Annotated in this window: 19 protein-coding genes; all 19 read right to left on the reverse strand. The window is 74.9% G+C overall.

Annotation, left to right across the window (positions count from 1 at the left end; genetic code table 11):
* The 19 genes from ACLIRP_RS00940 to tssH all read right to left on the reverse strand — a co-directional run bounded on the left by ACLIRP_RS00940 (position 1) and on the right by tssH (position 25,671).
* Positions 1-1,683, reverse strand: coding sequence for a serine/threonine-protein kinase (locus ACLIRP_RS00940; RefSeq protein ID WP_412062075.1), 1,683 nt, complete (start codon positions 1,681-1,683; stop codon positions 1-3).
* A gap of 164 nt (positions 1,684-1,847) precedes the next feature.
* Complete coding sequence (locus ACLIRP_RS00945; protein ID WP_412062076.1) at positions 1,848-2,657, reverse strand: PP2C family protein-serine/threonine phosphatase; 810 nt, start codon at positions 2,655-2,657, stop codon at positions 1,848-1,850.
* A gap of 11 nt (positions 2,658-2,668) precedes the next feature.
* Entirely contained in the window at positions 2,669-4,405 is a 1,737-nt protein-coding gene (locus ACLIRP_RS00950) for an FHA domain-containing protein (RefSeq protein WP_412062077.1), read from the reverse strand.
* Positions 4,395-6,128: a type VI secretion system contractile sheath domain-containing protein gene (locus tag ACLIRP_RS00955; protein ID WP_412062078.1), complete on the reverse strand. Its 1,734-nt coding sequence runs from the start codon at positions 6,126-6,128 to the stop codon at positions 4,395-4,397. The genes ACLIRP_RS00950 and ACLIRP_RS00955 overlap by 11 nt, the downstream gene beginning before the upstream one ends.
* Positions 6,129-6,195: 67 nt before the next feature.
* Complete coding sequence (locus tag ACLIRP_RS00960) at positions 6,196-7,542, reverse strand: HEAT repeat domain-containing protein (RefSeq protein ID WP_412062079.1); 1,347 nt, start codon at positions 7,540-7,542, stop codon at positions 6,196-6,198.
* Entirely contained in the window at positions 7,539-8,297 is a 759-nt protein-coding gene (locus ACLIRP_RS00965) for a hypothetical protein (RefSeq protein ID WP_412062080.1), read from the reverse strand. Before ACLIRP_RS00965 ends, ACLIRP_RS00960 begins: the two co-directional genes overlap by 4 nt.
* Complete coding sequence (locus ACLIRP_RS00970) at positions 8,297-8,887, reverse strand: hypothetical protein (protein WP_412062081.1); 591 nt, start codon at positions 8,885-8,887, stop codon at positions 8,297-8,299. The genes ACLIRP_RS00965 and ACLIRP_RS00970 overlap by 1 nt, the downstream gene beginning before the upstream one ends.
* Complete coding sequence (locus ACLIRP_RS00975) at positions 8,884-9,879, reverse strand: hypothetical protein (protein WP_412062082.1); 996 nt, start codon at positions 9,877-9,879, stop codon at positions 8,884-8,886. Before ACLIRP_RS00975 ends, ACLIRP_RS00970 begins: the two co-directional genes overlap by 4 nt.
* Complete coding sequence (locus tag ACLIRP_RS00980; RefSeq protein ID WP_412062083.1) at positions 9,876-10,973, reverse strand: hypothetical protein; 1,098 nt, start codon at positions 10,971-10,973, stop codon at positions 9,876-9,878. Before ACLIRP_RS00980 ends, ACLIRP_RS00975 begins: the two co-directional genes overlap by 4 nt.
* Complete coding sequence (locus ACLIRP_RS00985; RefSeq protein ID WP_412062084.1) at positions 10,970-11,431, reverse strand: DUF4150 domain-containing protein; 462 nt, start codon at positions 11,429-11,431, stop codon at positions 10,970-10,972. Before ACLIRP_RS00985 ends, ACLIRP_RS00980 begins: the two co-directional genes overlap by 4 nt.
* Before the next feature lie 3 nt (positions 11,432-11,434).
* Complete coding sequence (locus tag ACLIRP_RS00990; RefSeq protein WP_412062085.1) at positions 11,435-12,451, reverse strand: DUF2169 domain-containing protein; 1,017 nt, start codon at positions 12,449-12,451, stop codon at positions 11,435-11,437.
* Entirely contained in the window at positions 12,451-12,900 is a 450-nt protein-coding gene (locus ACLIRP_RS00995) for a hypothetical protein (RefSeq protein WP_412062086.1), read from the reverse strand. The genes ACLIRP_RS00990 and ACLIRP_RS00995 overlap by 1 nt, the downstream gene beginning before the upstream one ends.
* Positions 12,901-12,902: 2 nt before the next feature.
* Entirely contained in the window at positions 12,903-15,092 is a 2,190-nt protein-coding gene (locus ACLIRP_RS01000; RefSeq protein ID WP_412062087.1) for a type VI secretion system Vgr family protein, read from the reverse strand.
* A gap of 139 nt (positions 15,093-15,231) precedes the next feature.
* The gene (locus tag ACLIRP_RS01005) at positions 15,232-16,251 is read right to left on the reverse strand and encodes a DUF2169 domain-containing protein (RefSeq protein ID WP_412062088.1); all 1,020 of its coding nucleotides are present in this window, start codon (positions 16,249-16,251) and stop codon (positions 15,232-15,234) included.
* Positions 16,252-16,253: 2 nt separating this feature from the next.
* On the reverse strand, positions 16,254-17,357 hold the full coding sequence (locus tag ACLIRP_RS01010; protein WP_412062089.1) for a pentapeptide repeat-containing protein: 1,104 nt from the start codon (positions 17,355-17,357) through the stop codon (positions 16,254-16,256).
* A 1-nt stretch (position 17,358) separates the two neighbouring features.
* Positions 17,359-20,043 carry a DUF6531 domain-containing protein gene (locus ACLIRP_RS01015; protein ID WP_412062090.1) on the reverse strand — a complete coding sequence of 895 codons (2,685 nt, stop codon included), beginning with the start codon at positions 20,041-20,043 and terminating at the stop codon, positions 17,359-17,361.
* The gene (locus ACLIRP_RS01020) at positions 20,040-20,363 is read right to left on the reverse strand and encodes a PAAR domain-containing protein (RefSeq protein ID WP_412062091.1); all 324 of its coding nucleotides are present in this window, start codon (positions 20,361-20,363) and stop codon (positions 20,040-20,042) included. The genes ACLIRP_RS01015 and ACLIRP_RS01020 overlap by 4 nt, the downstream gene beginning before the upstream one ends.
* A 2-nt stretch (positions 20,364-20,365) precedes the next feature.
* Positions 20,366-22,942, reverse strand: coding sequence for a type VI secretion system Vgr family protein (locus ACLIRP_RS01025; protein ID WP_412062092.1), 2,577 nt, complete (start codon positions 22,940-22,942; stop codon positions 20,366-20,368).
* A complete protein-coding gene (tssH, locus tag ACLIRP_RS01030) occupies positions 22,939-25,671 on the reverse strand; it encodes a type VI secretion system ATPase TssH (protein ID WP_412062093.1) in 2,733 nt (910 codons plus the stop codon). Before tssH ends, ACLIRP_RS01025 begins: the two co-directional genes overlap by 4 nt.
* Positions 25,672-25,676 lie beyond the last annotated feature (5 nt).

A 25,676-nucleotide genomic window follows, 5' to 3' on the forward strand; every position in this document is an offset into this window, starting at 1 on the left:
CTAGTTGGCTTGGCGGACCTCGAAGGAGAGGTCGACGGGGGCGAGCGGGCTGTCGGTGAACCGGGGCGGGACGTCGACGGTGACCAGGTCGTCGTTGACGACCTCGTAGCCGCGGCGACGGACGAAGACGGTGTGCCGTCCGACGGGGAGCTGGAGCTGGGTCGGCGTCTGCGGGCCCGGCGTGCCGTCGACCACGACGGAGGCCCAGGCGCCGCCGGTCGTCACCACGCGGACGGTGCGGGCGGGGGCATAGCACCGGACAGGCGTCCGCTGGCCGGCGCGGACCGTGACGGTCGTCGTTTCAGAGAGCGGGCCCGCCGAGCAGCGGGCGGTGTAGGTGCCGGGCGCGAGGTCCCGGCTCCCATTCGAGATACCGGAACCGTCGACGGTGAGCGTCACGCCCGCCGGGGCGGACCCGTCGACAGCGCCTAGCTGAGGGGCCGCGGCGGGCGGTGGCGCGGTGCGCGGCGGCGGTGCCTGGGCGCCGGGTTGCGGCTGTGGCGGGGCGGGCTGATACGCCACCTGAGGCGGCGCCTGCGCGGGCGGTCCGGCTGCGGGCGGGAGCGCCGCCGGGTCCGTCGCCGCGAGGTCGCCCGGGACGATGCCGGTGGCGTCGTCGATCTGGACCGGCGTCGTGCCCGGCGTGTCGCCGCCCGCCTCGGGCTCGGGGCCCGGGCCGGGCCACGCGGCCCAGATCGCGAGCCCCGCCACGGCCGCCAGCACGACGGCGCCGACGCCCACCATCACGGGCGAGACCCGGCGGCCTGTCGCGGGCGCGGTCGGGGCTTTGGGCGGGCGGGCGGACGGGGCCGAGGGGAGGCGGGTGAGCGTGGGCGTCGCGTCGTCGCCGGCGCCCGCGAGCGCGTCGCGCATCTCGGCGGCCGAGCCGTAGCGGGCGCCGGGGTCCCGCTCCAGCGCCTTCATCAGGGCCGCGGCCACCGGTGGCGGCACGTCCGCGTTGAACGCGACCGGCGACGGGAACGGGCCCTCGACGATCGCGCGCATCGTCGTGAAGTCGCCGCCGTCGCGGTCGAACGGCAGGCGCCCCGCGAGCGCCTCGTACGCCAGCAGGCCGAGCGAGAACAGGTCCGTCCGGTGGTCGAGCGTGGGGAGCGCGCGGACCTGCTCGGGCGACATGTAGGCCAGCGTCCCGGCGACCGCTTGCGTCCGCGTCACGTCGCCGTCGGAGTCGACGCGCGCCAGCCCGAAGTCGGTCAGCTTGACGGTGTCGCGGGCCGTCAGCAGCACGTTGCGCGGCTTGATGTCGCGGTGGACCACGCCGACGGCGTGCGCGGCGTCGAGCCCGAGCAGCATCTGGCGCAGGAGGGGCCAGAAGGCGGGCCACGCCATCGGCCCGGCCGCCATCCGCTCGTGGAGGTCGCCGCCGTCGACGTACTCCATGACGATGAACAGGCCGTGCTCGGTCTCGCGCAGCGCCATCACGCGCACGATGTGGGGGCTCGCGACACGCGCCATCGCCCGGGCCTCGGTCCGGAAGCGGCGGACGAACGAGGCGTCCGAGGCGAGCTGGGCCGAGATCGACTTGAGGGCGACCGGGATGCCGAGCGCGGTGTCCTCGGCCTGATAGACCACGCCCATCCCGCCGCGCCCTAGGACGCGGTCGACGCGGTACTCGCCGATGGAGACGCCGACGAGCGGGTCGGCCGGGGTGGGGGCTGCCATGGCTAGGTCGGAGTGACCGTCACGAGGTCAGACGCTCGTGCGGTCAGGTTGTGTGCTCGCAAGGCGCGTGAGGAGTGCGGGGCTATAGCCCCGGACGACGAATGCAACGCAGCGAGCGCGAAACCTGGGCCACGAGGGGCGATCGGGTGGACGGTCACTGCGGCTTAGGGGACGATGTGGACGACGACGGCCGTGGCGTTGTCGCGGCTGCCGAGCGTGCTGGCGAGCGCGACGAGCCAGTCGGCGGCCTCCTGAGGCCCGTAGGCGTCGACCGCCCGGGCGATCTCGTCCAAACCGACCGGCGCGAGCCCGTCGGAGCAGAGCACGAAGCGGTCGCCAGGGAGCAGCGGGCCCGCCGAGGCGGCGTCGACCTCGACGCGCTCGCGGAAGCCGACGGCGCGCGTCAAGTGGTGGCCGCGCGTCTTGGCGAGGCTCGCGAGCGACGGGTCGCGGCGGGCGGCCTCGCCGATCGTGTGGTCGACGGTGAGCTGCTCGACGTGGGGGCCGCGGACGCGGTAGGCCCGGCTGTCGCCGACGTGGCCGAGATAGGCCTGGCCGTCGGCGAGCAGGAGCGTGGTGCAGGTCGTGCCCATCTCGCGGGGAAACGGGCCCGCGTGCGCGCGCGCCCAGACGGCCGCGTTCGCGGCCACCAGGGCCTGCCGCAGCAGGGCCGGGCGGTCGCGCTGGCGCTGGAAGCCGGGCCCGAACGAGCCGAGCACGGCGTCGACGGCGACGTCGCTGGCCTCGCCGCCCGCCTCGTGGCCTCCCATCCCGTCGGCGACCACGACGACGGCGGGCTGGGGGACCGGGCGGCCGGGCACGTCGCCCGAGGCGACGGCGACGGCCGGGAGCACGCCGAGCGCGTCCTGGTTCTCGGAGCGGACGGCGCCGACGTCGGTCCGGGCCCCGGCCACGATGCGGAGCGTGGCGGCGGCGGGCGGCGCGTGGGAGCGGACGGGGTGGGCGTCGGGCATGGCGTCGTGAGCTAGTCCGAAGGGGCGGCCGCGCGGCGGCGCTCGAGGGCGTCGGAGCCGAGCCGCTGGACCGGGCCGCTAGGCTGGCCGTCGGTCCGGATCCCGCCGCGGCCGCCCGCGAGCGCGACCTGCACCGGGGGGTCCATGTCGATCCCGAAGGAGCGCGGCGACTGGCCGATGACGGCGGCGGCGAAGATGTTCATCACGTAGTCGCGCGTCTCGTTCGGCATCCGGCTGCGGTACTCCGTCAGGAACCGCCAGTACGTGCGGTGGGCCGGGTCGTTGGCGATCCCCCGCATCCGGGGCCGGATGTTGCCCTCCCCCCAGTTGTAGCTGGCGCACACCAGCAGCCCGCTGGCCTGGGCGAGGTGGACGTAGATGTCGCGGAGGTAGCGGGCCGCCGCGTCGGCCGCGAGCGGGAAGTCGTGGCGCTCGTCGAGCGGGTCGAACACGCGCTCGCTCACGAGCGGGCCCGGCTCGAGCCCGTAGCGCCGGCCGGTCTCGGGGATAAACTGCCACGCGCCCTTGGCGAACCCGTACCGCGTCGGCGGGCCGACGGCCCGGGTGTCGAAGTTGCTCTCCTGGAGCGACAGGTAGAAAAACTCGGTCGGCATCCCGTGGCGCCGCAGCGCCGTCACCGCCGCCACGTCGAACCCGTTGACCTGGGCGTGGCGGACGGCCCGCTGGAACCGCCCGCTCCGCCGCCACCGCGCCACGTACGTCTTGACCTCGGCCACGAACGCGTCGGGGATCGCCAGCTCGGACTCGCCGAACGCCCGGGCCACCTTGTAGATGGCCTCCTCCTCGGTCGTCAGCCCGTCGTAGACGCCCAGGCGGCGGACGAACCGGTCGTAGCGGGCGGCCGTCGCGCGCCGCGCCGCGAGCGCCCGGTCGAGGTCGACCTCGAGGCTGTCGGCGGCCTCGGGGTTGGCGTCCATCTCCGCGCGGATCTGCCCCACCTGCTGGGCGACGGCCACCTCGGAGGTCTTCAGCAGCAGGAACAGCTCGGCCGCCTCGGCGCGGTACTGCACGGCCTGGTACTGGAGGTAGCCCGCGTACGCCAGCGCCACGATGCTCACGGCGACCGCCGCCAGGATCAGCGTCCTGAGCTTCGACCGCTCACGGACGTGCGTCTCGGCCTGCGCCGTCTTGAGGTCGACGTAGGCCCGGCGGATAAACTTGGTCCGCTCCCCGGCCTCGGGGTCGTCGGGGTCGCCGGTGAAGTAGCGGTCCACGACGGCGTCGTACGAGATCGCGCCGGGCGCCGCGGCGGGCGCCGGCGACGGCGGGGCGCCCGGGGCGTCGGCGAACGCGGCGTCGGCCGGGCGGAACGGGTCGTGGGAGCCGCTCGGCCCCACGTCGGCGGGGTCGGGTGGCGGGAGCGCGTCGGGGAGGACCGACGCCTGCGGGCGGTCGGCGGCTAGGTCGGCCGCGTCGTCGGCGTGCGGGACCAGCCGCACGACCGGGCCGCCCTCGCCGACGGTCACCTCTGCGCCGTTGCCGATGGCCGCCTGCGACACGCGCGCGCCGTCGACGAGCAGGCCGTTCGCGCTCCCGAGGTCGGTGACCTGCCAACTCCCGCCGACCGGCGCCGCTTCGAGGTGCCGCCGGCTCACGCGCGCGTGGTCGAGCACCACGTCGCACCCGGGGTCGCGGCCGATCACGAACGGCGCGCGGAAGGTCCACGCGCCGTCCTCCCCCTCGACGTGAAGCGGGGGCGGGCCGGGGGCGCGGCCGTTATCCGCCATCCGTCGGGACCTCGACGCCGAACACGATCCCGACCGAGCGCGGCAAGACGGTCGACGGCGGGCGGAGCCGGACGCCCAGCATCCGGAACGTCTCGGTGTCGTGCTCCTCGAGGTGCTGCACCGTGACCGCGTCCTCAGCGGCGCCCTCAGGTCCGAAAAAGGCACGGAAGCGCTGCTCTACGAGCGCCACGGCGTCTTCGGTCGCCATGCCGGCAGCCTCTTCGCCGACGGCGACGGCGCGCGAGCCCGCCAGCGCCGACAGCACGGCGGCGCCCCACGTCGGCTGCTCGCCGGTCGGGGCGGCCGCCATCGCCGACGAGCCGAGCACGGCGCGGTCGGACCGGAGCGGGCCCGCGAACGCGAGCACGCCGGCGCGCGCGAGGTCCGCGAGCACGCCGTCGGGGAACGAGGTCGCGAGCGGGAGCGCGCCCATCCGGCCCTGGCGGACGACGAGGTCGGGGACGGCCTGGCCGGCGGCGGCGGTCGGCCACGCGCGCTCGCGGTGGGCGTGCGCCATCGCACACGCCACCAAGAGCGCCGCGCTGCCCCACAGCCGGTCGCCGCCCTCGATGCCGAACGCCGGATCGCGGTGGTCGGGCCCGTAAGCGTGGCGGAGCAGGAACGGCGGGACGGCGAGCGCCAGAAACGCGGCCTCGGGGCGGCTCCGGAGCGAGCGGAACGTGGCGTACTCGGGCCGCTGGAGGTGCGCCGTGGCCGGGGGCAGCTTGGCAAAGTCGGTCGGCCCGTCGAGCCCGAAAAAGGCGGCCCCAGCGCCGACGACGACGGGCACCTGCAGGCTCTCGCCCGAGCCGGCCAGGTCGACGAGCGCGTCGAGGTCGGCCGACGTCGCTTCGACGTCGTGCGCGACGACGACGGCCGCGAGGGGGACGGCGCCCGGCGCGGCGTGCTCGGGGAGCAGAATTTGGAAGTGGACCGCCTCGGCGACGGCGTGCTTCGGGGCCGCCAGCACGTCCAGGCGGGCGCCCTTCCGGAAATCGAGCCGGCCGATCAGCATCTTGAGCCCGCGCCAGCCGGCCTCGGCGCGGCGCACGTCGGGGTGGGCGATGGCCGCCGCGAGCGGGGCGCGGAGCCGCTCGGCGAGGCGCTCGGCGAGCGTGCGCGCCGCCGTTCGGTCGAGGTCGCCCGACGGCGCGGCGGCGCCGATCAGCGCGTCGAGCGCGGGCGTCCGGGCGTCGCCCATGTCCACGAGCCCTAAGAGCGCATCGAGGGCGCCGTCGTCGTGGTTGGCGGGCGTGTCGCGCTTCGCGACGGCGTCCGCCAGCCCGTCGGCCCCGGCGACGCCGGTGTCGTGCAAGCGCTGGCGGAGCGCGTCGAGCGTGAGCGTGCCGTCGGCGGCGTCCGCGAGGGCGTCGCGGGCGGCGACCGTCGCCGCGAGCGCGGGGACGCGCGCGGCGATGCCAGCGGGCGTGAAGGCGTCGAGCGCGTCGGCCGTCCACGCCAGCGCGGGGCCCTCGCCGACCGGCACCTCCAGCCTTGGGCCGTGCGTCCGCATCCGCTCGGCGAACGTGTCGGCGTCGACGGACCACACGCGCTGCCCGTCGGGCCAGTCGGGCACCGGGGCTTGCGGGTCGAGGTTGGCGACGAGGGCCAGCCGGAACGCGCCGCCGACGGCGCGCTCCGATGGTCCCGGCACGGGTGCCTCGACCGCCGTGCGGTCTGGCGTGGAGGTGATCTGGAAGCCGACGGACGGGTGCTCGGACATGGGCGCGGGGCGGGCGACGCCGCAAAGCGCGGCTACCCGAATACACCGGAAAGGGGGCCCGCCTCGGTCACCCCTCGTAGTGCCCGCCGACGTACCAGCGGCCCGGGACGAACGGCGTGCCTTGGGCCCACGCCCCCAGTGCGGCGAGCGCGGCCTGCTGGCGCGGCACGTCGGCCTCCGGGTCGAACGGGAGCGGCAGCCGGTAGCGGACCGCCAGCTCGTCGGCGATGGGGCGCCGGAGCCGGTGCGGAACGTACGGTGCCGCCAGCGACGCCACCTGCGACACGGGCCCGGCGGGCGCGCCCCGCCGCCAGCGGTCGGCCTCGGCGAACGCCGCGCCGTTCGCGGCCCACCACGCCCGCCAGCGCTCCGGGTCGGTGCTCGGCCCCTCGACCGTCGTCGTGAACACGGGCGTGGTCGTCGGCTCGCTGGCGTCGCGGCGATCGCGCTCGTCGTCGAACAACTCGTCGTCGTCGAGGGCGTCCTCGACGACCTCCTCGGCGAACGGGGCGCCGGTGATCAAGGCGAGCGCCCACGGCGCCTCGGCCACGCCGGCCTCGACCGCCTCGATGAGCGGGAGGACGGAGGCCGGATTGCCCATCAGCCCGAGCACGTCGGCAGCGGCGGCGGCCGTCGGCGGGTGGGCGAGGACGCGGTGCAGCCACGGGATCGCCGCGGAGGTCCCGGCGAGCGCGAACGCAGGCAGGAGGGCGGGGTCGGTGCGGGCGGCGCCGAGCACGGTCGCCGCCGCGCCGGGCGCCCCGCCCCGCAGCACGGCGACGGCGGCTTCGAGGCGGACCGCTGGCGCCGGGTCATCGAGGAGCGGGCGGAGCGCGGCCGACGTCGTGCCGTCGGCCGAGCGGCCGAGCGTGCGGACGAGCCGGGCGCGGAGCGCGTTCGGGGCGTCGGCCAGCCGGTCGAGCAGGACGCGCGCGTCGAGGCTGCGGTGGGCGATGAGGTCGGCCGCCAAGCGCAAGCGGCGGGGGTCGTCCAAGCGGTCCGGCCGGAGCGCGCCGACCTCCCACTCGGCCGGCAACTCGACCACGAGGGCGTCGGACATCGCGGCGAGCGCCTCGTCGTCGTCGGGGGCGACGGCCTCCATCGCCACGCCGACCAGGTCGCTGCGGCCGTGGCGGCAGAACACGCGGAGCGCGGCGTGGCGCTCGCCGGGCTCGTCGCCGAGCGCCTGCTGGCGGCAGACCGCGAGCGCGAGGTCGCCGCCGACGACGAGCGCGTCGAGGTGGGCCTCCATGCGCGCCTCGTCGTCGGCGAGGTCGGTCCACGCGAGGTCGGGGTTGAGGCGGTCGGCGGCCCGCTGCTCCCAGAGCGGGGCAGCCTCCTCGAGGTGCTCGAGGTAGAGCCCGACGCGGAAGCCGCGGTCGGTGAGGTCCGGTTCGAGGGGCGGGGCGGTCATCGGTCCGGGACGCGCTCCCAGGCGCGAGGGTCGAAGGGGGCCGGCGGCTCGGCGCGGACGGGCCCGGGGACGCCGGGGTGCGGGCCGCCGACGTCGAGCCCGAGCCACCCCGCGAGCCGGACGAGTGCGGCGCCCTCGAGGTGGAACGGCCGGACCCAGGCGGCCGTCTCCAGCGTCAGGACGCCGCCGGCCTCCCATACGGCGAGCTGCTCGGCGCGGGCGGCGGCCACGTCCGCGAAGGCCGTCCGGAACGCCTCGGCGTCCCGCTCGGCGAGGGCCCGGACGAGCGCGGGGCGCGGGTCGTCGAGCCCGGCCGAGGCGGCCTCGTAGGCCGCCAGCCGCGGGCCCACGTCGGCCCCCTGCACGAGGTCCATCAGCGTCTGCAGGTACAGGGCGTCCTCCTGATACTCCCGGTCGGGGTCCCACGGCCACCGCCCACAGACCTCCCCGATGTCGGCGGCGGCGTCGCGGTAGCCCCCGGCGACGGCGTCGAGGAACGGCTTAGCGCGCGAGGCCGCGCCGCCCTCGGGGTGCCGGCGGACGTAGTGGAGGTACGCCCCCGCCGCGCGCATCTCGGCCGCGAAGAACGGCCCGGCGTCGCCGGTCTGGAGCAGCTCGCACACGCCGTGCTGGCGGTGCGCGGTCGCGAGCTGGAGGACGTTCGGCTCGTCGCCGTCCGCGAGCGCGACGGGCGTCCTGTCGGCCACGATGGACAGGCCGTTCGAGGCGTACGACGCGAGGAACTGGGAGGCCATCAGCGGACCTCGACGGGGATGAGCATGAGGTTGGTCAGTCCGAGCGCCCCCGCCGCCGCGACCGCCCGGCCCGAGAAGAGGACCGTCCGGGGCTCACGCGCGAGCCGGAAAACGTCGGGGGCCTGGGCTAGCGCCTCCGCCTGCAGCTGGGGCGCCACAACACGGTTGATCGTGCCGTCGGGATAGCGACGGATCTCCGAGGCGGCCTCGTTGAGGGCGTCGACCGAGCCGATCGGGCTGAAGAGGACGTAGTCCCGGGTGTGGTCCCGCCCCTTGTGGTCGACAATGGTGAGGGGAAGTACCTCGTGCGGGCCGAGATCGACCTCGGCGGCGAGCGCATCGAGCGCATCCCGGTGGAGGATCACGAGGCGTCCCGTGTTGCCCACGAACGACCCGGGGCGCAGGCCGGGCATCGTCGGCGTGAGGTGGAGCCTCATCCCGTCCGGCCCCGGCGGGTAGCGGTCGGCGATCGGGAGGCCCTCGGTCATATGGACGAGCGGCACGAATCCGTCGCGCGGGCGCCCCTCCACGAACAGGAAGTCCGCGGCGGAGTCGGGGATGAACTCGAGGCGGGCGCAGGCGGGGGTCATACGGCGGGGCCGGCGGCGAGGAGGTCGTGGAAGTCGTCCATGGTGGTCCTCTCGCTCATCTCGTCCTGAAGCGCGGGGATGTTGGCCACGATGGTGGCGTGGATGCCGTCGGAGATGCCGACGAGCCCGTCCTTGACGTTCCGCCCCTCGGGCACGGCGTGCCCGTCGCGCTGGCGCGCGGCGAGGACCCCCTCGTAGGGCGCCAGCTCGTCGCCTACCAGGGCCTGCACCCGGGCGCTGTACGTCATGTGGTTGTGGCCCGCCGGGTGGATGGGCAGGCCGACCGCCAGGCCGTGGGGGTCCCGCTCGCACGGGAGGGCCATCATGTTCTTCCAGTGGTTCAAGTTGTACCGCTCCCCGAGGAGCGTCTGGACGGCCACCCGGAGCACCCCGAGGTCCGACTTCAGCCTCTCGTTCAAGGCCCCCTGGAGCACGGCGTTGGGGAGGAGGTGGTGGGCCTGGTTGGGGTACGGGGCGAACCCCGTCATGAACGAGTGCGACGAGACCGCCGCGCCCTGGTACTTCTTCTCGGTCACGGTGCCGTCGTCAGCCTCCGTCCGCCGGGTCTTCGTTTCGACGACGAAGCCGCTCGTGATCGCCGCCCGGTTCGCCTCGATGGTCGAGGTCGCGTAGGTCGACCACCCCAGGGCCCCGAGCCGGCGCGCCTCCGACGGGTGGGCGTTGTAAATCTCGTGGTCGTGCTCGATGGCTCGGTAGGACGCCTGCCACCGGTACGAGCACGTGTTGTTCGGCTTGTAGGCCGCTTTGCACCGGGTCAGGCAGGCGCCGTCCCCGATCTGCGCCTCGTTCTTGTGGAGGTCCGGCAGGCTCTCGATGGCCGCGTGCGCCTCGTTCGTCTCCTTCGCGGGCTTCCCGCCGGCCTCCTGGGCCTGGCGTTTCGCGCCGGGCTCGGCGGACGCCTCGCTTTCGCCGACCTCCTCAAGGTCGTCGGGCTCCTCGAGGTCGGCCTCGTCGTAGCGTCGCTTCTTCATCGTCCTCGTGGCAATGGGAGGGGGGAGCGAGACAGCGTGCAGGCCCCGGCGGCGCCGGTCCCCTCGCAGGCTGCCACGCCGGTCGCGGCCGACCGGCCGTCGGCGACGGCGCGCGCGGCGAGGGCGACGTCGAAGGCGGGCGCGGCGGCGCCGAGGTCCCCGACGGACGTGGCGTGGGTGGACCAGGACGGGAGGGGGCGGTCGTCCGCGGGGAGCCGGGCGAACGCGTGGCCGTACGCCTTCGCCCGCCACGGCTCGCCGTTCATGTCGAGCCGGAGCACGTCGGGCCGCTCACGCAAGGAGGGAGTCAGCACCGTGGCGAGTGCCCGCCCCAGCGCCGCGATGTTCAGCTCGGCGGGGGGCGGGTGCGCCGCGGCCCCGACGACCTCCGCGAGGGGCGTGGCCCCCCTGTGGGCCGCTGCGCGGCGGGTCTCGAGGAGCAGGGCGACGGCCCCCTCCCCAGGTGAGAGCCCGTCACCGTCGGCCGCGGTCCGGAGCCGCTCGCTGCCCGCCAGCCACAACAGGGAGGCCTCGTCGAGGAGCGAGTCGACGGCGACGACGACGAGGCGGTCGGCGTCGAGCGCCGCGAACGCGGCCCCGGCGCCCGCGAGGAGCCGGAACAGGGCGGTCCGCCCGTGGAGGAGTCGCTCCCCGGCCACCGCCGTCTGGCCCAGCGCGCGGCGGAGGGGGGGGAAGACCGCGGCGCCGAGCCCGTCGGACCGGACGAGGGGGTCGTGGTCCCACCGCCCCTCGCGGAGGTCGGCGAGGAGCGCGACGAGGCCGGTGCGGCGCCAGAACGCCCCGTCGGCCGGGGGGGGGAGCGCGGCGGGGGTGACGAGGTCGCGGACCGCTAAGGGGGCTAGCTGGAGCCACCGCGCGACCGAGACGAACCCGTCGGTGATCGGCCGGACGGGGTGCCCGACGGCCGGGACGCTCTGGTGCTCGTCGGGGTCGGTCGTGAGCAGGTCCTCGACGCCGGCGGGCCGCTCGATTCCGGCGCGGACCGAGGCGCATGCCGTGGCCGCGTCGCGGCCGACCGACGTCACGACGCCGATCCCCGACACCACCACCTCGACGGGGCCCGGGGCGCTCATAGCGGCTTGTCGCAGATGAGGCACTCCGGCGTGGGCGGCACGCCGATGGCCACGACGGGCGGCTGCAAGACCGGGAAGGGCGGCGTGTTCTTGTCGTTGTGGAGCATGAGGTCGAACGCCCGCGCCACGTTCTGGCCCTCGGCCTTGACGTCGAACGAGAACGTCACGAACTCGGCCTTCCCCTTGATCTTGTTGCTGGCCACGCCGCCGCCCGCGCTGCCCGCCTCGTCGCCCGTGCTCATGCGGAAGTTCGAGTCCTTCACGCAGATCGGGTTGCCGTCCACCTTGACCTTCTTGGTCCCCTTCGCCGTGTCCGTCGACATCGCCACGTTCGGGTAGGGGATCGGGATGGGCCCGCCGGGGCTCGGCGTCTTGCACACGTCGGGGAACGCGATCGTCGTCCCGTTGCTCGCCTTGTGGACGACCGAGAGGAAGTTGACGCCGACGGACGAGGGCATGGCTCAGGCGGTGACGGTGATCTCCTGGAGGTCGGCGAACCCGTAGGGCGCGGCCAGCCCGCCGCTCCACACGAGCACGATCTCGCCCTGCGCCCCGCCGTCGCCGTCGACGACGACGCGGTCGAGCTCGAGGGCGACTGGCTGGCAGCTGAGGCGGCGGCCTGCGACCTCGGCGCTCGGCGACAAGCCGGGCAGCGTGAACCGGACCATGCCGCGGGGCGAGACCCCGAGCGCCGCGCCGTGCTCGTTGCCCCGCAAGCGCCCTGGGACGGTGAGGCCAGGTGGGGCGACGTCGAAAAAGCGGGCGTCGAAGTCGGCAGGGAGGAGGGGCTGGCGGTCCCGCGCCCAGGCGGCGTCGTAGGTCCCTGCGAAGGCGGCGCGGGGCTGCCAGCCGGGCGCCACGAACCCGACGGGCGCCGGGGCCGGCCGGTCGTCGGGCGTGCGGATCAGCGCGTCGGGCCGCTCGAAGTTGGGCAGCGGGCTCGCGTCGACGACGCGGCGCGTGCGGGACGCCCGGAACCCGACCCCGACGGGGTTGCGGGCCTCGGCGCCGTGGGCGCGGTCGTCGGGCGCCGAGGTGTCGGTCCCGCCGGCGGCCCGCTCGTACGCCAGCGGGATCCGCTCGAACGGCGCCGGGCGCGACATCCGGGTCACGCCGAGCGCCGACTGCCACTCGCGGTCGCCGAACACGGCCGCGGTCGCCTTGGCGGGCCCGAGCTGGACGCCCACCCGGCCCTCGCGGTCGCCCGCACGTCGGGGGTACGCCGAGCCGGTCAGCACCACGTCCGTCGAGCCCTTGTCGATGGCGAGGTCGGAGGCGTAGGCCACGCTCGACGCGCCGGGCTCGCCGGAGTACGCGTCCGCGAAGGCGACCTCTCGCTGGACCTCGGCCGGGGTCATCCCGCCCTCGCCGTCGAGCGCGTACGTCGCCTTGACGATCACGACCAGCCAGTCGGTCCCGTCGCGGTCGGCGACGGCGGCGGGGGCAGCCGCGAACGGCGTGGGGTTGGTGAGCTCCATCAGTTGATGGCGACGCTGGCGCCCTTGACCTTGTGGAGCCGCTTGGCGCGGCTGGTGATGTCGGTCCCGAGCACGACCACCTTGCCGCGCTTGTCGATGCGGACCGACCCGCCGCCGCACTCGATGGCGACCGACTCGTCGGCGGCGATCGTGATGCGGCGGCCCGAGATCCGGACGGTCTCGACGCCCTCGGGCACGACGACCTCGACGACGCGGGCCATCTCGGGCACGCCGCGGTGCGGGCCGATCCGGCCGAGCACGTAGCCCGCCTTGCCGGACGTGGCCACCAGCACGCGGTCGCCGACGGCGAGCGCGAGGGGCGGCCCGGCGGAGGTCTGGAGCACCCGGCACGACAGGGCCGCCCCGTCGGCCGCGCGGACGGCGACGGCGTCGGCGACGACGGCGGTCACGTCGGCTTCGGTAGTGAGGGCGGTGAGGAGGTCGGTCATGGCTAGTTCTCGGCGATCTGGGAGCCCTTGAGCGTCATCTTGCCCGAGGCCTTGAGGTCGAGCTTCTTTCCCTTGATGGAGATGTCCCCGTTCTTCTTCATCACGAGCTCGGCCTTGCCGCACTTGATCGTGAGCTGGTCGGCCGCCTCGATCAGCGCCTTCTTCCCCGCCTTGAGGGTGAGGTCCTTGCCGATCTGGACGACGCCGTCGTCGCCGAACGTGAGCGACCCGTTCTGTCCGGCCGAGACGTCGTAGTCCGTCGCGGTCTCCAGCGTCGTCGCCGCGCCGACCGCCACGGAGTAGTTGCCGCCGACGTCGACGGACTTGGCGGCCCCGACGGTCTCGCTGCTCGACGCGCCGACCGACTCCGACTTGGTCGCGCCCACGCTCACGGAGTACGCCGCCCCGACGCTGAGCGTGCTCGCGATGGCGACCGTCTCAGTCTTCGTCGTCCCCACCGTCAGCGACATCGAGCCGCCGACCGACTCCGACAGGTTCGCCCCGACGGCCAGGCTCCGGTCGACCCCGACGGTGATCGTCTCGTTCTGGCCGACGGTGAACGTCTTGTCGCGCCCGACGTCCTCGGCCTGGTCGCGCCCGACAGACATCTGCTCGTCCTGTCCGACCGTCTGCCTCCGGTTCGTGCCGACCGTGTTGAGCTGGTTGTCGACGACCTCGCAGTGGTGGTCCTTCGTCGCGTGCATGAACACGAGCTCGGCGCCCTGCGTGTCGTCGAACGTCAGCTCGTTCTCGCCCCACGACCGCATCACGTTGTGGGCCGCGTTGCTGCTGGTCACCGGCGAGTACTGGGCCGGGTTGTAGACCGTCGACAGCCCCACGATGCGGTCGACGTTGCCGTCGACGCAGGCGACCACCATCTCGGCGTCTTTGTGGACGGGGAAGTGCTGGCCGTAGCCGGGCCCGGTGTACGGCTGGGCGAGGCGGACGGGCTTGGTGGCCTGGGCGGCGCCCGCGTCGCCGAGGTCGAATGGGAACCGGACGCGGTAGCGGCCCTGGTCGTCGACCGGCGCGTACGTCCCGCCGGCGCTCTCGACGGTCGCCGTGAGCACGCCGGGGAGCTTGGGCTCGGGCGTCCGGCGCGGCGGCCGGTACGGGACGCCCGCCGGGACGGCCCGGAAGGTGTTCGAGTAGCCCGGCCGGACGTCGTCGGCGGAGGCGGCCTCTTGGGCGTCCGGCTGGCGCCCGAGGTGGTGGACCTCAGTGATCAGGTAGCCCTGGTTGAGGTCGGGGCGGAAGTGGTCGGCGAGCGTGAACCGGAACCCGGTCCGGAACCGCAGGCAGTCGCCGGTCCCGTGGAGCACGCGGCGCGTCGTCTCGATCTCTTCCAGGCGGACCTTGGCGAGGGCGTTCGACCGGTCCCCGTCGCCGACGTGGATGGCCGAGTCGGAGTGGACGCCGAGGGCCGGGCCGTCGCCGCCCTCGGCCTCGCCGGTGAGGTCGGCGGCGGGCGTGCGGTAGTTGTAGTCGGCGATCGCAGCGCGCGCCGTGACGAGCCGCTGGCGGATCCGGGCGTCGCGGACGGTCTCCAGACTGTCAGTCGGGCGGAGCCCGTCGGCGTGGCTGTAGGGGATCGTGTCGTCGCCGTCGATGGGCTTGGCCGTTGAGGCGTCGTCGGTCAGGACGAGCGTCTCGGTGCCGCCGCCGTGCGAGAAGTGGTAGGCGATCCCCTCGAACTCGAGGAGGCGCTGGACAAAGGCGAGGTCGGTCTCCTTGTACTGCGTCGTGAACTCGCGCGGGGCGTACGCGCCGGAGAGCGTCCACTCGTGCTCGACGCCGGCGTCGTCGAGGAGCTTGGTCACGATCTCCTCGACCGTCAGGTTCTGGAAGATGCGGCTGCGGAACGAGAGCCCCAGCCGCCACAGGCGGGGGACGAGCACGGCGCGGTAGGCGTACCGGAACTCGGACTGGCCGCCGGCCTCGTGCGACTGCTCGAAGTCGACGACGATGCCGCCCACCTCGGACGGCTCGTCGCCACGGTACATCGTGAGCGTCGCCGGCCCGTCGATGACGTCCTCGAAGGGGACCTCGGGGTCGTCGGAGACCAACTCGATCTCGAAGCGGTACGGCTGCGAGATGGTCTCGACGCCCTCGAAGCCGACGACGCGGAACGTCGCGGCGGAGAGGGCGCTGCACGCGAACTCGTGCCGGGCGATGCGGTGGGCGGGGGGCATGGCGGCGGTCGGGGGGGGGCGCCGACGCCTTCGCGAGGTCCGCGCTCGGAGAGGCAGGCCGGCGACGTGGCGATGGCGCCCCCGTCGCGCGGAGGGGCTTCGGCTCCTTATCGAACACCGGAAACCCAGGCCCCCGGCGTCACCCCGTCGGGCGGCCGTCGGCGATGTGGACGGCGGCCACCAGGGCCAGCGCCTGGTCGAGGTCGAGCGCGAGCGCGAGCGACGCCCGCCACGTCAGCGTGAGCACGCCGTCGTCGGGGAGCAGCACGAGCGTGTCGAGGACGGGGCGGAGGGCGCGGTTGGCCGCGGCGCCCCGCGTCTGGAGGGCGATCCGCGGCCGGCGCCCGGGCAGCGCGAACCGGCGGGGGCCGTCGGGCGTGACGCCGCGAAGCGCGACGGCCTCGTCGCCCGCGAGGTAGGGGACCTGGAGGGCGGGGTGGGCCCCGTTGTGGAAGGCCGGGTCGAAGTCGGCGGGCAGGCCGAAGACGGGGTGCCGCTCCGTCGCCCGGCCCGCGAGCGCCGACCGCGGCGACCAGGCCCGCCCGAAGACGCCCCACCCGACCGGCGCGGGGCGGTCGTCCCAGCGCCGGACCGGGTGGCGCGGGTCCTCGAGGTTGGGGAGCGCCGCGCCGTCGGCCGACGACTCGGCGTGGAGGTAGCCGCGGCCGACGGGGTTCTGGAGGCACCCCCCCTTGCCCTCGTGGTCGAACCCGCCGTACGCCCGCTCGAACGTCAGGGGCATCGCGGCGAACGGCTCGGGCGGAGAGGCCGTGACCGCGCCCGTCAGCGGGGCCACGCGCCAGCGGCGGTCGCCGACGACGCGGATCGCCCGCTCGAGCCGGCCCACGCGGAGCCCCACGGTGCGCTCAGCGACGGGCCGCCCCCGCGGCGCGTACGCGTGGCCCGCGAGCACCACGTCCGCGCGCGGCTTGAACACGACCGCGTCGCCCTCGACGCGGACGCTGGCCGTCGGGTCGCCGCGGTGGTGTTCGTCGGCCGTCGCGACGGGCCGCTGCTCGTCGGCGACCTCGACGGCCCCGCCGGGCCGCTCGGGGATCCGGAACGTCCCCTTGACGACGACGCCGAGGTGGGCGGCCCGGTCCGGGCCCATCCCAACGGCGATGCCATGCGCGAACGGGGTCTCGTTGCGGATCTCCATGCTCAGCGGGCGACGGCGGGGCGCGGCGGGGCGTCAGCGAGCAAGGCCCGCCGTGCAGCGGGGGCCAGGGGCTCGCGGGCGAGCGGGTGGACTGGAAGCGTCGGCGGCTCGGTGCCGGGGCCGTTGACGACGACCGCCTCGGTGGGGAGGCGGGCGGCGTCGATCCCGCATGTGCCGAGGTCGAGCCCGTCGATTCGGGCCCAGTGGAAGTCGGCGGCGTAGAAGCGGGTGTCGTGGGCCCGGGCGCCGCGGAGGTCGGCCCCGACGAGGTTGGCGAAGGCGAAGTCGGAGGCCTCGATCCGGGCGTCGCGGAGGTCGGCGAACTCGAACACGGCCGTGTCCGCCAGCGTCGCGGCGAAGACGGCGCCGCGCAGGGCGGCCCGCTCGAACTGGCCGACGGAGAGCTTGGCCCCGGCGAAGTCGCAGCCCGTGAGGTCGGCGCGGCGCGCGCTCGCGCCCGAGGCCGTGGCGGCCCGGAACGTGGCGCCGGCGAGCAGGGCGTCGTCGAGCACGGCGCCGGTCACGACGGCGCGCGTGAGGTCGGCCTCGACGAGCACGGCGCCGCTCAGGACGGCCCGGTGCAGGCTCGCGCCGACCAGGCACGCCCGGGCGAACGAGGCCCCGAGCCCGACGGCCGTCTCCAGCACGGCATCGGTCAGGTCGGCGCCGGCGAAGTCGGCCTCGGAGAGGCACGCGCCGGTGAGGTCGGCGCGGGGCATCGCGGCCCCGCGGAACCGGGCGCGCCGGGAGACGCACCCGACGAGTGCAACGCCAGCCAAGGCGGCGTCGGCGAAGACGGCATCGTCCATCAGACAGCCCTCGAACCGTGCCCCGGTGAGGTCGGCGCCGGTGAGGTCGGCCCCATCCATCAGCGCGCCGTCGGTGACGGCGCCGCGGAGGTCGGCCCCGGCGAGCGCCGCGCCCGAGAGGACGGCGCCCGAGAGGTCGGACGTGCGGAGGTCGAGGCCGCGGAGGTCGGCGCCGGACAGGTCGACGCTGGCGAGGGCGCGGCCCCTCAGGTCGGCGCCGGTGAGGTCGGCGCCGCGCAAGGCGAGGCCGCGGAGGTCGGCGTCGGCCGGGCCGAGGTCGGGGGGGGCGTGGGGCATGTCAGGGGCGGAGGCGGGCCAACAGGGCGCCGAGGTCGGGGCCGCCGCCGAGGTCGAGGGGGTCGGGGGGCGGGAGCACGGCGGCCAGTCCGTGCGCTCGCCACGGCGCCGCGCGGAGCGGCCCGGCGACGTGTGTCCCGGTCACATTGGGGAACGGGTCGCGGCCCCGCCCGGCCGTGACGGCCGTCCCGTCGGGGCGGGCGTCGAGGAGGCCGGGGTCGAGGTAGAAGGCGTCGAGCACGGGCCACGGGAGGCCGAGGTCGGCGGCGCGCGGGACGGCGGTGTGGTCGCTGCGCACGCCGGGCGCGGGCGCCCACGGGGCGAGCCGGGCGCCCAGGGTGAGGGGCCGGGCGGGGAGGGCGGCGCCGGCCCCGCGCACGACGGCCGCCACGCGCCGCGCCGTCGGCGACGCGGCCGGGCACCGGGCCTCCGCCCGCGCCCACAGCACGACGGGCACGGCCCCGACGTGCAGCGTCAGCACGACGCCGCGCCGGTCCACCCGGACGCCCAGGCGAACGGCGCTCGCCTCGGCGCCTATCGCGAGCGTCTGCTCCCAGACGCCACCCGGCGCCCGTTCGATCTCGACGGTGTCCGGACCGCTGCGGGCCCGGGTCGGCCGGTCGATCTCGTCGTACGCGACCTCGACCGTAGCGCCCGCCCCCTCGGCCCGGACGAGGCGGTCGGCGGCGTCGAACGCGAGCGTCGCCGCGACCGCGCCGGCCACGGCGACGGGCCGGCCGATGGGGTCGAGGGTAAGCGTCGCGAGCGGCTCGCCCCCGGCCTCGACGGCCGTCAGCCAGCCGTCCGCGTCGGTCACCAGGCCGAGGTCGATGGCGTCGCCGTCGGCCGACCGGCCGGCGATCCGCGCGAGCACGCCGTCGGGACCATAGTCGAACGACACGAACCCGGCGGGCACCTCGCCGCGCCGGGTCTCCCACGCCCGGAGCTCTCCCCGAAGCCCGTAGCTGAACCGCTCGCCGCCCTCGGCCGCGTCGACGGCGACCAGGGCCCCGTCCCGGGTGTAGCGCCGCGTCCCGGCCCGGTCGCCGACGACGATCTCCCCGTCGTCGGTGCCGTACGTGGTCGTCTCCCGGGGCCCGTCGATGCGGGCGAGCCGGCCGTCGACGTCGTACTCGACGGTGATGCCGTGGCCGCTCTCGGGCCGGACGCCAGCGACGCGGCCGTGGACGTCGTACCCCACGGCGACCGGGGCGTCGAGGGCGCCGGTCACGCGGGCCACGCGGCCGGCGGCGTCGCGGTCGAGCCGGAGGCGCGCGCCGTCGGCGTCGGCGATCGACGCTAGCCGGCCGGCCCCGTCGTGGACGGCCTGGAGCCAGTAGCCGCCCTCCACCACGGCGGCGTCGAGGTGGCCGCCCGCGTCGTAGCGGCGGTGCTCCTGGCGGCCCGCCCGGTCGACGCGCCCGACCACGCGGCCGGCGGCGTCCCAGGTCTCCCGCCACCGCCGGCCCTGGGCGTCGTCGACGGCGAGTCCGTCGGAGAGCCACGCCAGGGTGACGCGCCGGCCCGCCGGGGAGGTGACCGCGGCGACGCGGCCGGCACGGTCCCGATCGAACCGCCACGCCCCGCCGCGCGCGTCGGTCAGCCCGGCGAGCGCATGGGCGTCGTCCCACACATAGGACACCGCAGGGGCGTCGTCGCCGAGCGGCCCGGCGGCGACGGCCCGCCCGTCGGCGTCGTAGTCGACGGCGGCGCCCCGGGCCCGGCCCGCGAGCAGCGTCAGGCGGCCCGTGTCGGGGTCGAGGGCCTGGAACACGCGCGGGCCGTCGCCATCGCCGAACCCGACGAGCCGGCCGTCGGCCCCGTAGTAGTAGACCTGCTCGGCGCCCTCAGGCGGGACGCGCTCTAGCACCTGGGCCCCGGCGGCGTGGCGGTACAGCGTCTGGCCACCGTCGGCGCCGACGACGCGCGTCGTGTGGCGGAGGGTGTCGTAGCCGAGCCGGATGCCCGGGCCCCAGCTCCCCCACACGGCGAGGCCGCGGCCCTCGGCGTCGTACTGGGCGAGCGTGGTGCCCCCGGCGCCAGCGTGCTCCACGAGCCGCCCGCCGTCGTACGCGTAGCGGTCGGTCCGACCCCGCCCGACGGTCGCCGACGCGAGGTGGCCCCGCTCGTAGCCGAAGTGGACGACGGGATCGGCCACGCCCTCGCGGACGACGGCCGTCAGCCGGCCGCCGGCGTACTCGAAGCGGAGCCGCCCGCCCGGCGCCCCCCGGACCTCCGCCAGCTGGCCCCTGCGCCAGGCGAGGGTGAGCGCCGCGCCCCCGGTGCCCTGGATGCGAGAGAGCGGGAGCCGCCCGCCCCGCCCGCCCGCCTTGGCGTAGACGTACCGGCGCCGCGGCGTCGCCCACACCACGTACGCCTCGGCGAGGTGGTCGAGGACGAGCCCCGACGCGTCGAGGCGCGCGGCGCGGCCCTCGGCGACCGCGGCGAAGGTGGCCCCGTCGAACGGGCCGCCCTCGCACCGGACCGTCTCGCCCTCGACGGCGAGCGCGGCGTCGAGCCCCCACCGCCAGCCGGGCCCGAGCGCGCCGGCTCCCTCGTGCTGGCTCCGGTACGCGCGGCGGAGCGCGAGCGGGACCGGCCCGGGCACGACGGCGTCGACGGCCTCGAGGACGACCTCGCCCGTCGAGACGTCGACGCGGAGCCGGGGCGGGGGCGCGGCGCTCACAGCAGGACCGTCGGGACGCCCGAGGCGATCACGTTGGGCGGCGGGAGCGGCGCGACGGCCGCCGTCTCCATCACCTGGTCACCGAGCCGCGACGCCGGCTTCCCGCCGATGAGCACCTTCGGGTTCGACGGCATCGCGACGCCGGTCACGTGGGGCGTGCCCGGCCCGGCCGGCGGCGGGGCGTTGGCCATCGGGCACGTGTGGGCGTCGCCGACGCGCCACGCGGGCTGGCCGGCGATCAAGACCGTCGGGCAGCCCGGCCCGAGCAGGGCGGGGCCGTGGGCGGTGGGGTCCCCGAAGCGGGCGGCGGGAGCAGGCATCGCTAACCGATGTTGATGATCGCGCCATTGAGCGTCGCGCTCGCCGTCGCCTGGACGTCCAGCATGGCGCCCTTCACGGTCGCTCTGGCGCCCCCCTTGAAGGTGGCGTCGAGGTCCGAGCTGAGGGCCATCGAGCCCAGGGCGGTGGCGTTCAAGACCCCGAGCGATTTGAGCGTGATCCCGGCCTGGGCCAGCTTGAAGGTGTGGGCGCCAGTGGTGATCTCGATCTCCCCACTCGGCAACATCTCGATCTTGCCGGGGCCGCACTTGAGCGTGAGCTTGGTCGCGGAGGAGAGCGTGAGTTCGCCGGCCGTCGCCGTCATCTCGATGTTCCCGGCCGTCGCCGTCGTCTCGATGTTCCCGGCCACAGCCGTGGCCTCGATGCCGCCGGTCGCGGCTGTGGCGTGGATGCCTTCAGCGGCCATTGTTGAGACCATGCCGGTCATGGCGTCCATCTCGATGTTCCCCTTCGCGGCCGTCAAGCCCACGCCGCCGTTGAGGGCGCCGAGGCTGATCCCGCCGATCCCGGTGAGGAGACTGATCCCCATCGTCGCAGTGAGGTCGAGGCTCGACCCCGAGGTCAGCCCGATCCCCCCGGCCCCGCCGTAGGCCGAGATCCCCGCCGCGGTCCCCATCATGATGCCGCCCGGGCTGGTCATAAAGATGCCGGGGAACTGCCACCCCATGGCCGTGCCGGCGACGGTGTTGGCTATGCCGGCGGCGAAGGTCGCGGTCTTCCAGGCCGCATTGAGACGAGCGATCCCGAGCGTGGTGGCGAAGAGGCCCACGGCGGCATCGGCTACCGTCCAAGCCGTCCCGAAGTCCCCGATGTCCATGCCCATCATCGACTCAGGGTCACTCCCGCCAGCCTTGACCCAGACCCCGCTGCCGCCGTGGACGAGCGTCGTCCCGTCGGTTTCGATCTGGACCCCCTGGACGGACCCGTCGGCGGCGCCGAGGTGGAGCCGGGCGTGTCCGTCCTTCTTGTCGTTCTCGTCGAAGAGCGGGCTCTTGAGGTTGATCCCGACCTTCCCTGCCTTGTCCTTCAGGACGATCTCGTTGTCGGCGGCCGTCTTGATGATGTTTTCGAACCGGTTATCCGCATCGATCGGCGAGGTCTGATCGTGGTTGGGGACGGTCCCCAGCCCGACGATGCGGTCAGGGTTGCCGTCGACGCAGGCGATCACCATCTCGGCGTTCTCGTGGACCGGGAAGTGCTGGCCGTAGTCCCGGCCCGTGTAGGGCTGGGCGAGGCGGACCGGCTTGGTGGCCTGCTGGGTGTCGGCGTCCCCGATGTCGAACGGGAACCGGACGCGGTACCGACCATGCTCATCGGTCGGGGCGTAGATCCCGTCCGTGACGTTATCCTTCCCGTTCCCCGTGCCTGAGGTGCTCTCGACCTTGGCCGTGAGCACACCAGGGAGCCTGGGGATGGGGGTGGTCCGGGGCGGCCGGTACGGGGTCGAGGCCAGGACGGACCGGAAGTCGTTGCGGTAGTCGATGGCGCCGTCGGTCTGGAGGCCCTGTTGGGTGCCGGCATGGGCGACGTGGGTGAGGAGGAGCGCCCGGTTGAGGCCGTCTCGGAAGTGGTTCTTGAGCGTGAACTGGTGGCCGCTCCGGAACTGCACGCAGTTGCTCGTGCCCGTCACGACGCGGCGCGTGGTCTCGATCTCCTCCAGGCGGACCTGGGCGATGTGGGCGTTGCGGTCGACGGTCTCCGTGTGCGTCATCGCCTCAGACAGGACCCCCCGGTGCTTGCCCTTGGAGTCCTCGACCGACCCGGCCTCGACCCTCTCGAAGAGGTCGGCATCCGGCTGGCGGTAGTTGTAGTCCTTCTCCTTGACGACCCGGGGCACAATCCGGTGGTCGAGGCGGACGGCCGTGACGACGTCCTCGTCCGTGTCGAGGCTGGCGTCGAAGTCGTAGGCGAGCGCGTCGTCGCTGATGGCGGGGGCGGGCTCGACGACGGCGGTGCCCTGGCTGTCGTCCGTGCCGGCTGGCGGGCCGTCGCTCAGGACCACCTTCTCCGTGGTCGCTCCGTCCCCCCCAGTCGCCTCGAAGTGGTAGCGGATCCCCTCGAACTCGAGCAGGCGTTGGACGAAGGCGAGGTCGGTCTCCTGGTACTGGGTCGTGTGGGTGCGCGGGGCGTACGTCCCCGAGAGCCTCCACTCGTGGGCGACGTCGGCCTTGTCCAGCACCTCCTTTACGATGTCCTCGACGGTCATCGTCTGGAAAATGCGGCTCCGGGTCGAGAGCCGCAGCCGCGAGAGCCGGGGGGTGAGGACGGCGCGGTAGACGAAGTAGTCCGGATGCGCCGAGGACGTGCCGAGCAGCGTGATCCGCGAGACGATGCCGTGGACCTCGGACGCGTGGCCGTCCCCGTCGAGCCCACGGGCCATGGTGAGCGTGGCCCCCTCGTCGATGACCTCGGAGAAGGTGATCGTAGAGGTCCTCGACAGGAGGTGGACCACGAACCGGAACGGCCGAGAGATGGCCTCGACGCCTTTGAACTTGGTGACGACAAAGGTGTCGTCGTCGAGCGCATCGCACGTGAACGTGTGGCGGGCGGGGAGGCTCATGAATCGGCGGGGGCGGTCGCGTCGTCGGCGGGCTCGGCATCGGGGCCGGGCGCCTCGGCGGTCTCGGCGGTTTCAGGTGCGGGCGCCAGCGCGCCGTCGCCGGCGTGGCCCGCGGGCGCCGAGGCGCCGTCGACCTCGACGAAGGTGTAGGTGAACTCGCCGGCCTCGTCGATCCCCAGTTCGAGCGCGGCGGGCAGGTTCTCCTCGGCAAGGCGGGCTAGCAAGGCGCGGCTGGCGGCCGGGAGCACGGTCCGGTCGATGATCGCGTCGATGTTGCGGGCGCCCGCGTCGACGGTCGTGCACCGGTCGGCGACGGTCTCGACGACGGCGTCGGTGTAGGTGAAGCGGACGCCGTGGTTGGACTGCAGGCGGCGGTCCACCTTGTCGAGCTTGAGCCGGGCGATCTGGGCCATCGCGTCGCGGTCGAGGCTCAGGAAGGGGATGACGTTCATCCGGCCCAGGAGCGCCGGTTGGAAGTGGTTCGCGAGCGGCTCGTGGATGAGCGCGCGCAACTCGTCGAGCCGGGGCGCCTCCTCGGCCATCGACGCCTGCTGCACGAGCGCGCTGCCGACGTTCGAGGTGCACAGGATGACGGTGTTCGAAAAGTCGACCTCGCGGCCCTCGCCGTCGCGCAGGATGCCCCGGTCGAAGACCTGGTAGAACATCTCCATCACGTCGATGTGGGCCTTTTCGACCTCGTCGAGCAGGACGACGGAGTACGGCCGCTGGCGGACGGCCTCGGTCAGCACGCCGCCCTCGCCGTAGCCGACGTAGCCGGGAGGGGCGCCCTTGAGCTGGCTCGTCGTGTGGCTCTCCTGGTACTCGCTCATGTTGATCGACACCAGGAACCGCTCGCCGCCGAAGAGCAGCTCCGCGAGCGCCCGGGCGGTCTCGGTCTTGCCCACGCCACTCGGGCCCGCCAGCATGAACACGCCGAGCGGGGCGTCGGCCTTGCGCAGGCCGGCCTTGGCGGTGCGGAGCGCGTCCGCGATCTCGCCCAGCGCCTCGTCCTGGCCCCGGATGCGCGCGGTGAGCCGGTCCTCCATCTCGAGCAGCATCTGGGCCTCGTCCTTCAGCATGTCGCCGATCGGGATGCCGGTCCAGTCGGCGATGACCTCGGCGACGACGCGGGGGCCCACCTCGGCGTGGACGAGCGGGCCGTTTTCTTCCTGAAGCGCGTCGAGGCGCGCGCGGAGGTCGTGGACGCCGGCAGGCGCGTCGCCCCCGGCGTCGGCGGCGTCGCGCCGGGCGCCGTCGAGCTCCTTGGCGATCGCGCGCTCGGCCTCCCAGCGCGCGCTGAGCGTCTCGGTGTCGGCCGCGAGCTGGTCGCGCTCGGCCTCCAGCGCCGCCAGCATCTCGTCCGAGCCCAGCCCGGCCGAGTGGTCGCGCGTGACGGCGCCGATCTCGGTGTCGACCTCGTGCAAGCGGCGGGCGACGGCGTCGAGCGCGGACGGCGTGGCGTCCTGCGACATCCGGACGCGCGCGGACGCGGTGTCGAGCAGGTCGACGGACTTGTCGGGGAGCTGGCGGCCGGAGAGGTAGCGGTCGCTCAATTCGACCGAGGCCCGGACGGCCTCGTCGGTGATCTGGACGGCGTGGTGGTCCTCGTAGCGGTCGCGCACGCCGCGCATCATCACGACGGCCGTCTCGACGTCGGGCTCGTCGACCTTGACCTGTTGGAAGCGCCGCGCGAGCGCCGGGTCCTTCTCGATGTGGCGCTTGTACTCGCTCCACGTCGTCGCCGCGATGCTGCGCAGCTCGCCGCGCGCGAGCGCGGGCTTCAAGAGGTTGGCTGCGTCGCCGGTCCCCGCCGCGCCGCCGGCGCCGACGAGCGTGTGGGCCTCGTCGATAAACAGGATCGTCGGCCGGGCCGCCTCGCCGACGGCGTCGATGACGGCCTTCATGCGCGACTCGAACTCGCCCTTGACGCCGGCCCCGGCCTGCAACGCGCCGAGGTCGAGCGCGGCGATCTCGGCGTCGCGCAGGGCGAGCGGCACGTCGCCGGCGACGATCCGCAGCGCGAGCCCCTCGACGACGGCCGTCTTGCCGACGCCCGCCTCGCCGACCAGGATCGGGTTGTTCTTGCGCCGCCGCGAGAGCACGTCGATGACCTGCCGGATCTCGCGGTCGCGCCCGAAGATGGGGTCGATGCCGCCCTCCCGGGCGCGGTCCGTGACGGACTGCGTGTACAGGTCGAGCGCCGTCTCGCCCTCGCCGCCCGCCTGCGGGATCCGGGCGCCCGACTTGGTCGCCCGGTTCTCCTCCGACCCGTCGACGAGCTCGAAAAACCGCTCGCGGAGCGCGTCGGCGGTCGCGGGCTGCATGGCCTCGCGAACGGCGGAGGTGGCGAAGGCATCGCTCTCGAGGTACGCCTCCAGCAGCGCGCCGGAGCGGACGGCCGCCAGCCCGTGGTGCACGGAGGCGACCACCCAGCCCCGCTCGACCAGATCGAGGAGGAGCGGCGAGAACGCCGGGCGCCCCGCGTTGCCGCTCTTGTACGCGCCGACGGTGTCGCCCAACGCCTTGCCGACCGCGCCGACGTCCGCGCCCAGGCGCGAGAGCGCCAGCGTCACATCCCCGGTGCCGTCCTCCATCAGCTTGAGCAGCAGGTGCTCGACGGTGACCTCGTAGTGGCCCCGCCCGACGGCCAGGCCGGCGGCCCCTTCGAGCGCGCGCGTCGTGGGGTCGTTGAGGGTGCGGAGCAGGCGCTTGACGTCTCGCGAGATCATGAGCG

The organism is Rubrivirga halophila (genome assembly GCF_046845755.1).
Taxonomy (GTDB): Bacteria; Bacteroidota; Rhodothermia; order Rhodothermales; family Rubricoccaceae; genus Rubrivirga.

Bases quoted from the DNA above. Each gene is read 5' to 3' on its own strand.
- ACLIRP_RS00960 (WP_412062079.1), bottom strand. From the start codon at position 7,542: ATGACCGCCCCGCCCCTCGAACCGGACCTCACCGACCGCGGCTTCCGC.
- ACLIRP_RS01020 (WP_412062091.1), bottom strand. From the start codon at position 20,363: ATGCCTGCTCCCGCCGCCCGCTTCGGGGACCCCACCGCCCACGGCCCC.
- ACLIRP_RS00955 (WP_412062078.1), bottom strand. From the start codon at position 6,128: ATGTCCGAGCACCCGTCCGTCGGCTTCCAGATCACCTCCACGCCAGAC.
- ACLIRP_RS00980 (WP_412062083.1), bottom strand. From the start codon at position 10,973: ATGAGCGCCCCGGGCCCCGTCGAGGTGGTGGTGTCGGGGATCGGCGTC.
- ACLIRP_RS00975 (WP_412062082.1), bottom strand. From the start codon at position 9,879: ATGAAGAAGCGACGCTACGACGAGGCCGACCTCGAGGAGCCCGACGAC.
- ACLIRP_RS01025 (WP_412062092.1), bottom strand. From the start codon at position 22,942: ATGAGCCTCCCCGCCCGCCACACGTTCACGTGCGATGCGCTCGACGAC.
- ACLIRP_RS01000 (WP_412062087.1), bottom strand. From the start codon at position 15,092: ATGCCCCCCGCCCACCGCATCGCCCGGCACGAGTTCGCGTGCAGCGCC.
- ACLIRP_RS00985 (WP_412062084.1), bottom strand. From the start codon at position 11,431: ATGCCCTCGTCCGTCGGCGTCAACTTCCTCTCGGTCGTCCACAAGGCG.
- ACLIRP_RS01005 (WP_412062088.1), bottom strand. From the start codon at position 16,251: ATGGAGATCCGCAACGAGACCCCGTTCGCGCATGGCATCGCCGTTGGG.
- ACLIRP_RS00950 (WP_412062077.1), bottom strand. From the start codon at position 4,405: ATGGCGGATAACGGCCGCGCCCCCGGCCCGCCCCCGCTTCACGTCGAG.
- ACLIRP_RS00970 (WP_412062081.1), bottom strand. From the start codon at position 8,887: ATGACCCCCGCCTGCGCCCGCCTCGAGTTCATCCCCGACTCCGCCGCG.
- tssH (WP_412062093.1), bottom strand. From the start codon at position 25,671: ATGATCTCGCGAGACGTCAAGCGCCTGCTCCGCACCCTCAACGACCCC.
- ACLIRP_RS00995 (WP_412062086.1), bottom strand. From the start codon at position 12,900: ATGACCGACCTCCTCACCGCCCTCACTACCGAAGCCGACGTGACCGCC.
- ACLIRP_RS00940 (WP_412062075.1), bottom strand. From the start codon at position 1,683: ATGGCAGCCCCCACCCCGGCCGACCCGCTCGTCGGCGTCTCCATCGGC.
- ACLIRP_RS00965 (WP_412062080.1), bottom strand. From the start codon at position 8,297: ATGGCCTCCCAGTTCCTCGCGTCGTACGCCTCGAACGGCCTGTCCATC.
- ACLIRP_RS01010 (WP_412062089.1), bottom strand. From the start codon at position 17,357: ATGCCCCACGCCCCCCCCGACCTCGGCCCGGCCGACGCCGACCTCCGC.
- ACLIRP_RS00945 (WP_412062076.1), bottom strand. From the start codon at position 2,657: ATGCCCGACGCCCACCCCGTCCGCTCCCACGCGCCGCCCGCCGCCGCC.
- ACLIRP_RS00990 (WP_412062085.1), bottom strand. From the start codon at position 12,451: ATGGAGCTCACCAACCCCACGCCGTTCGCGGCTGCCCCCGCCGCCGTC.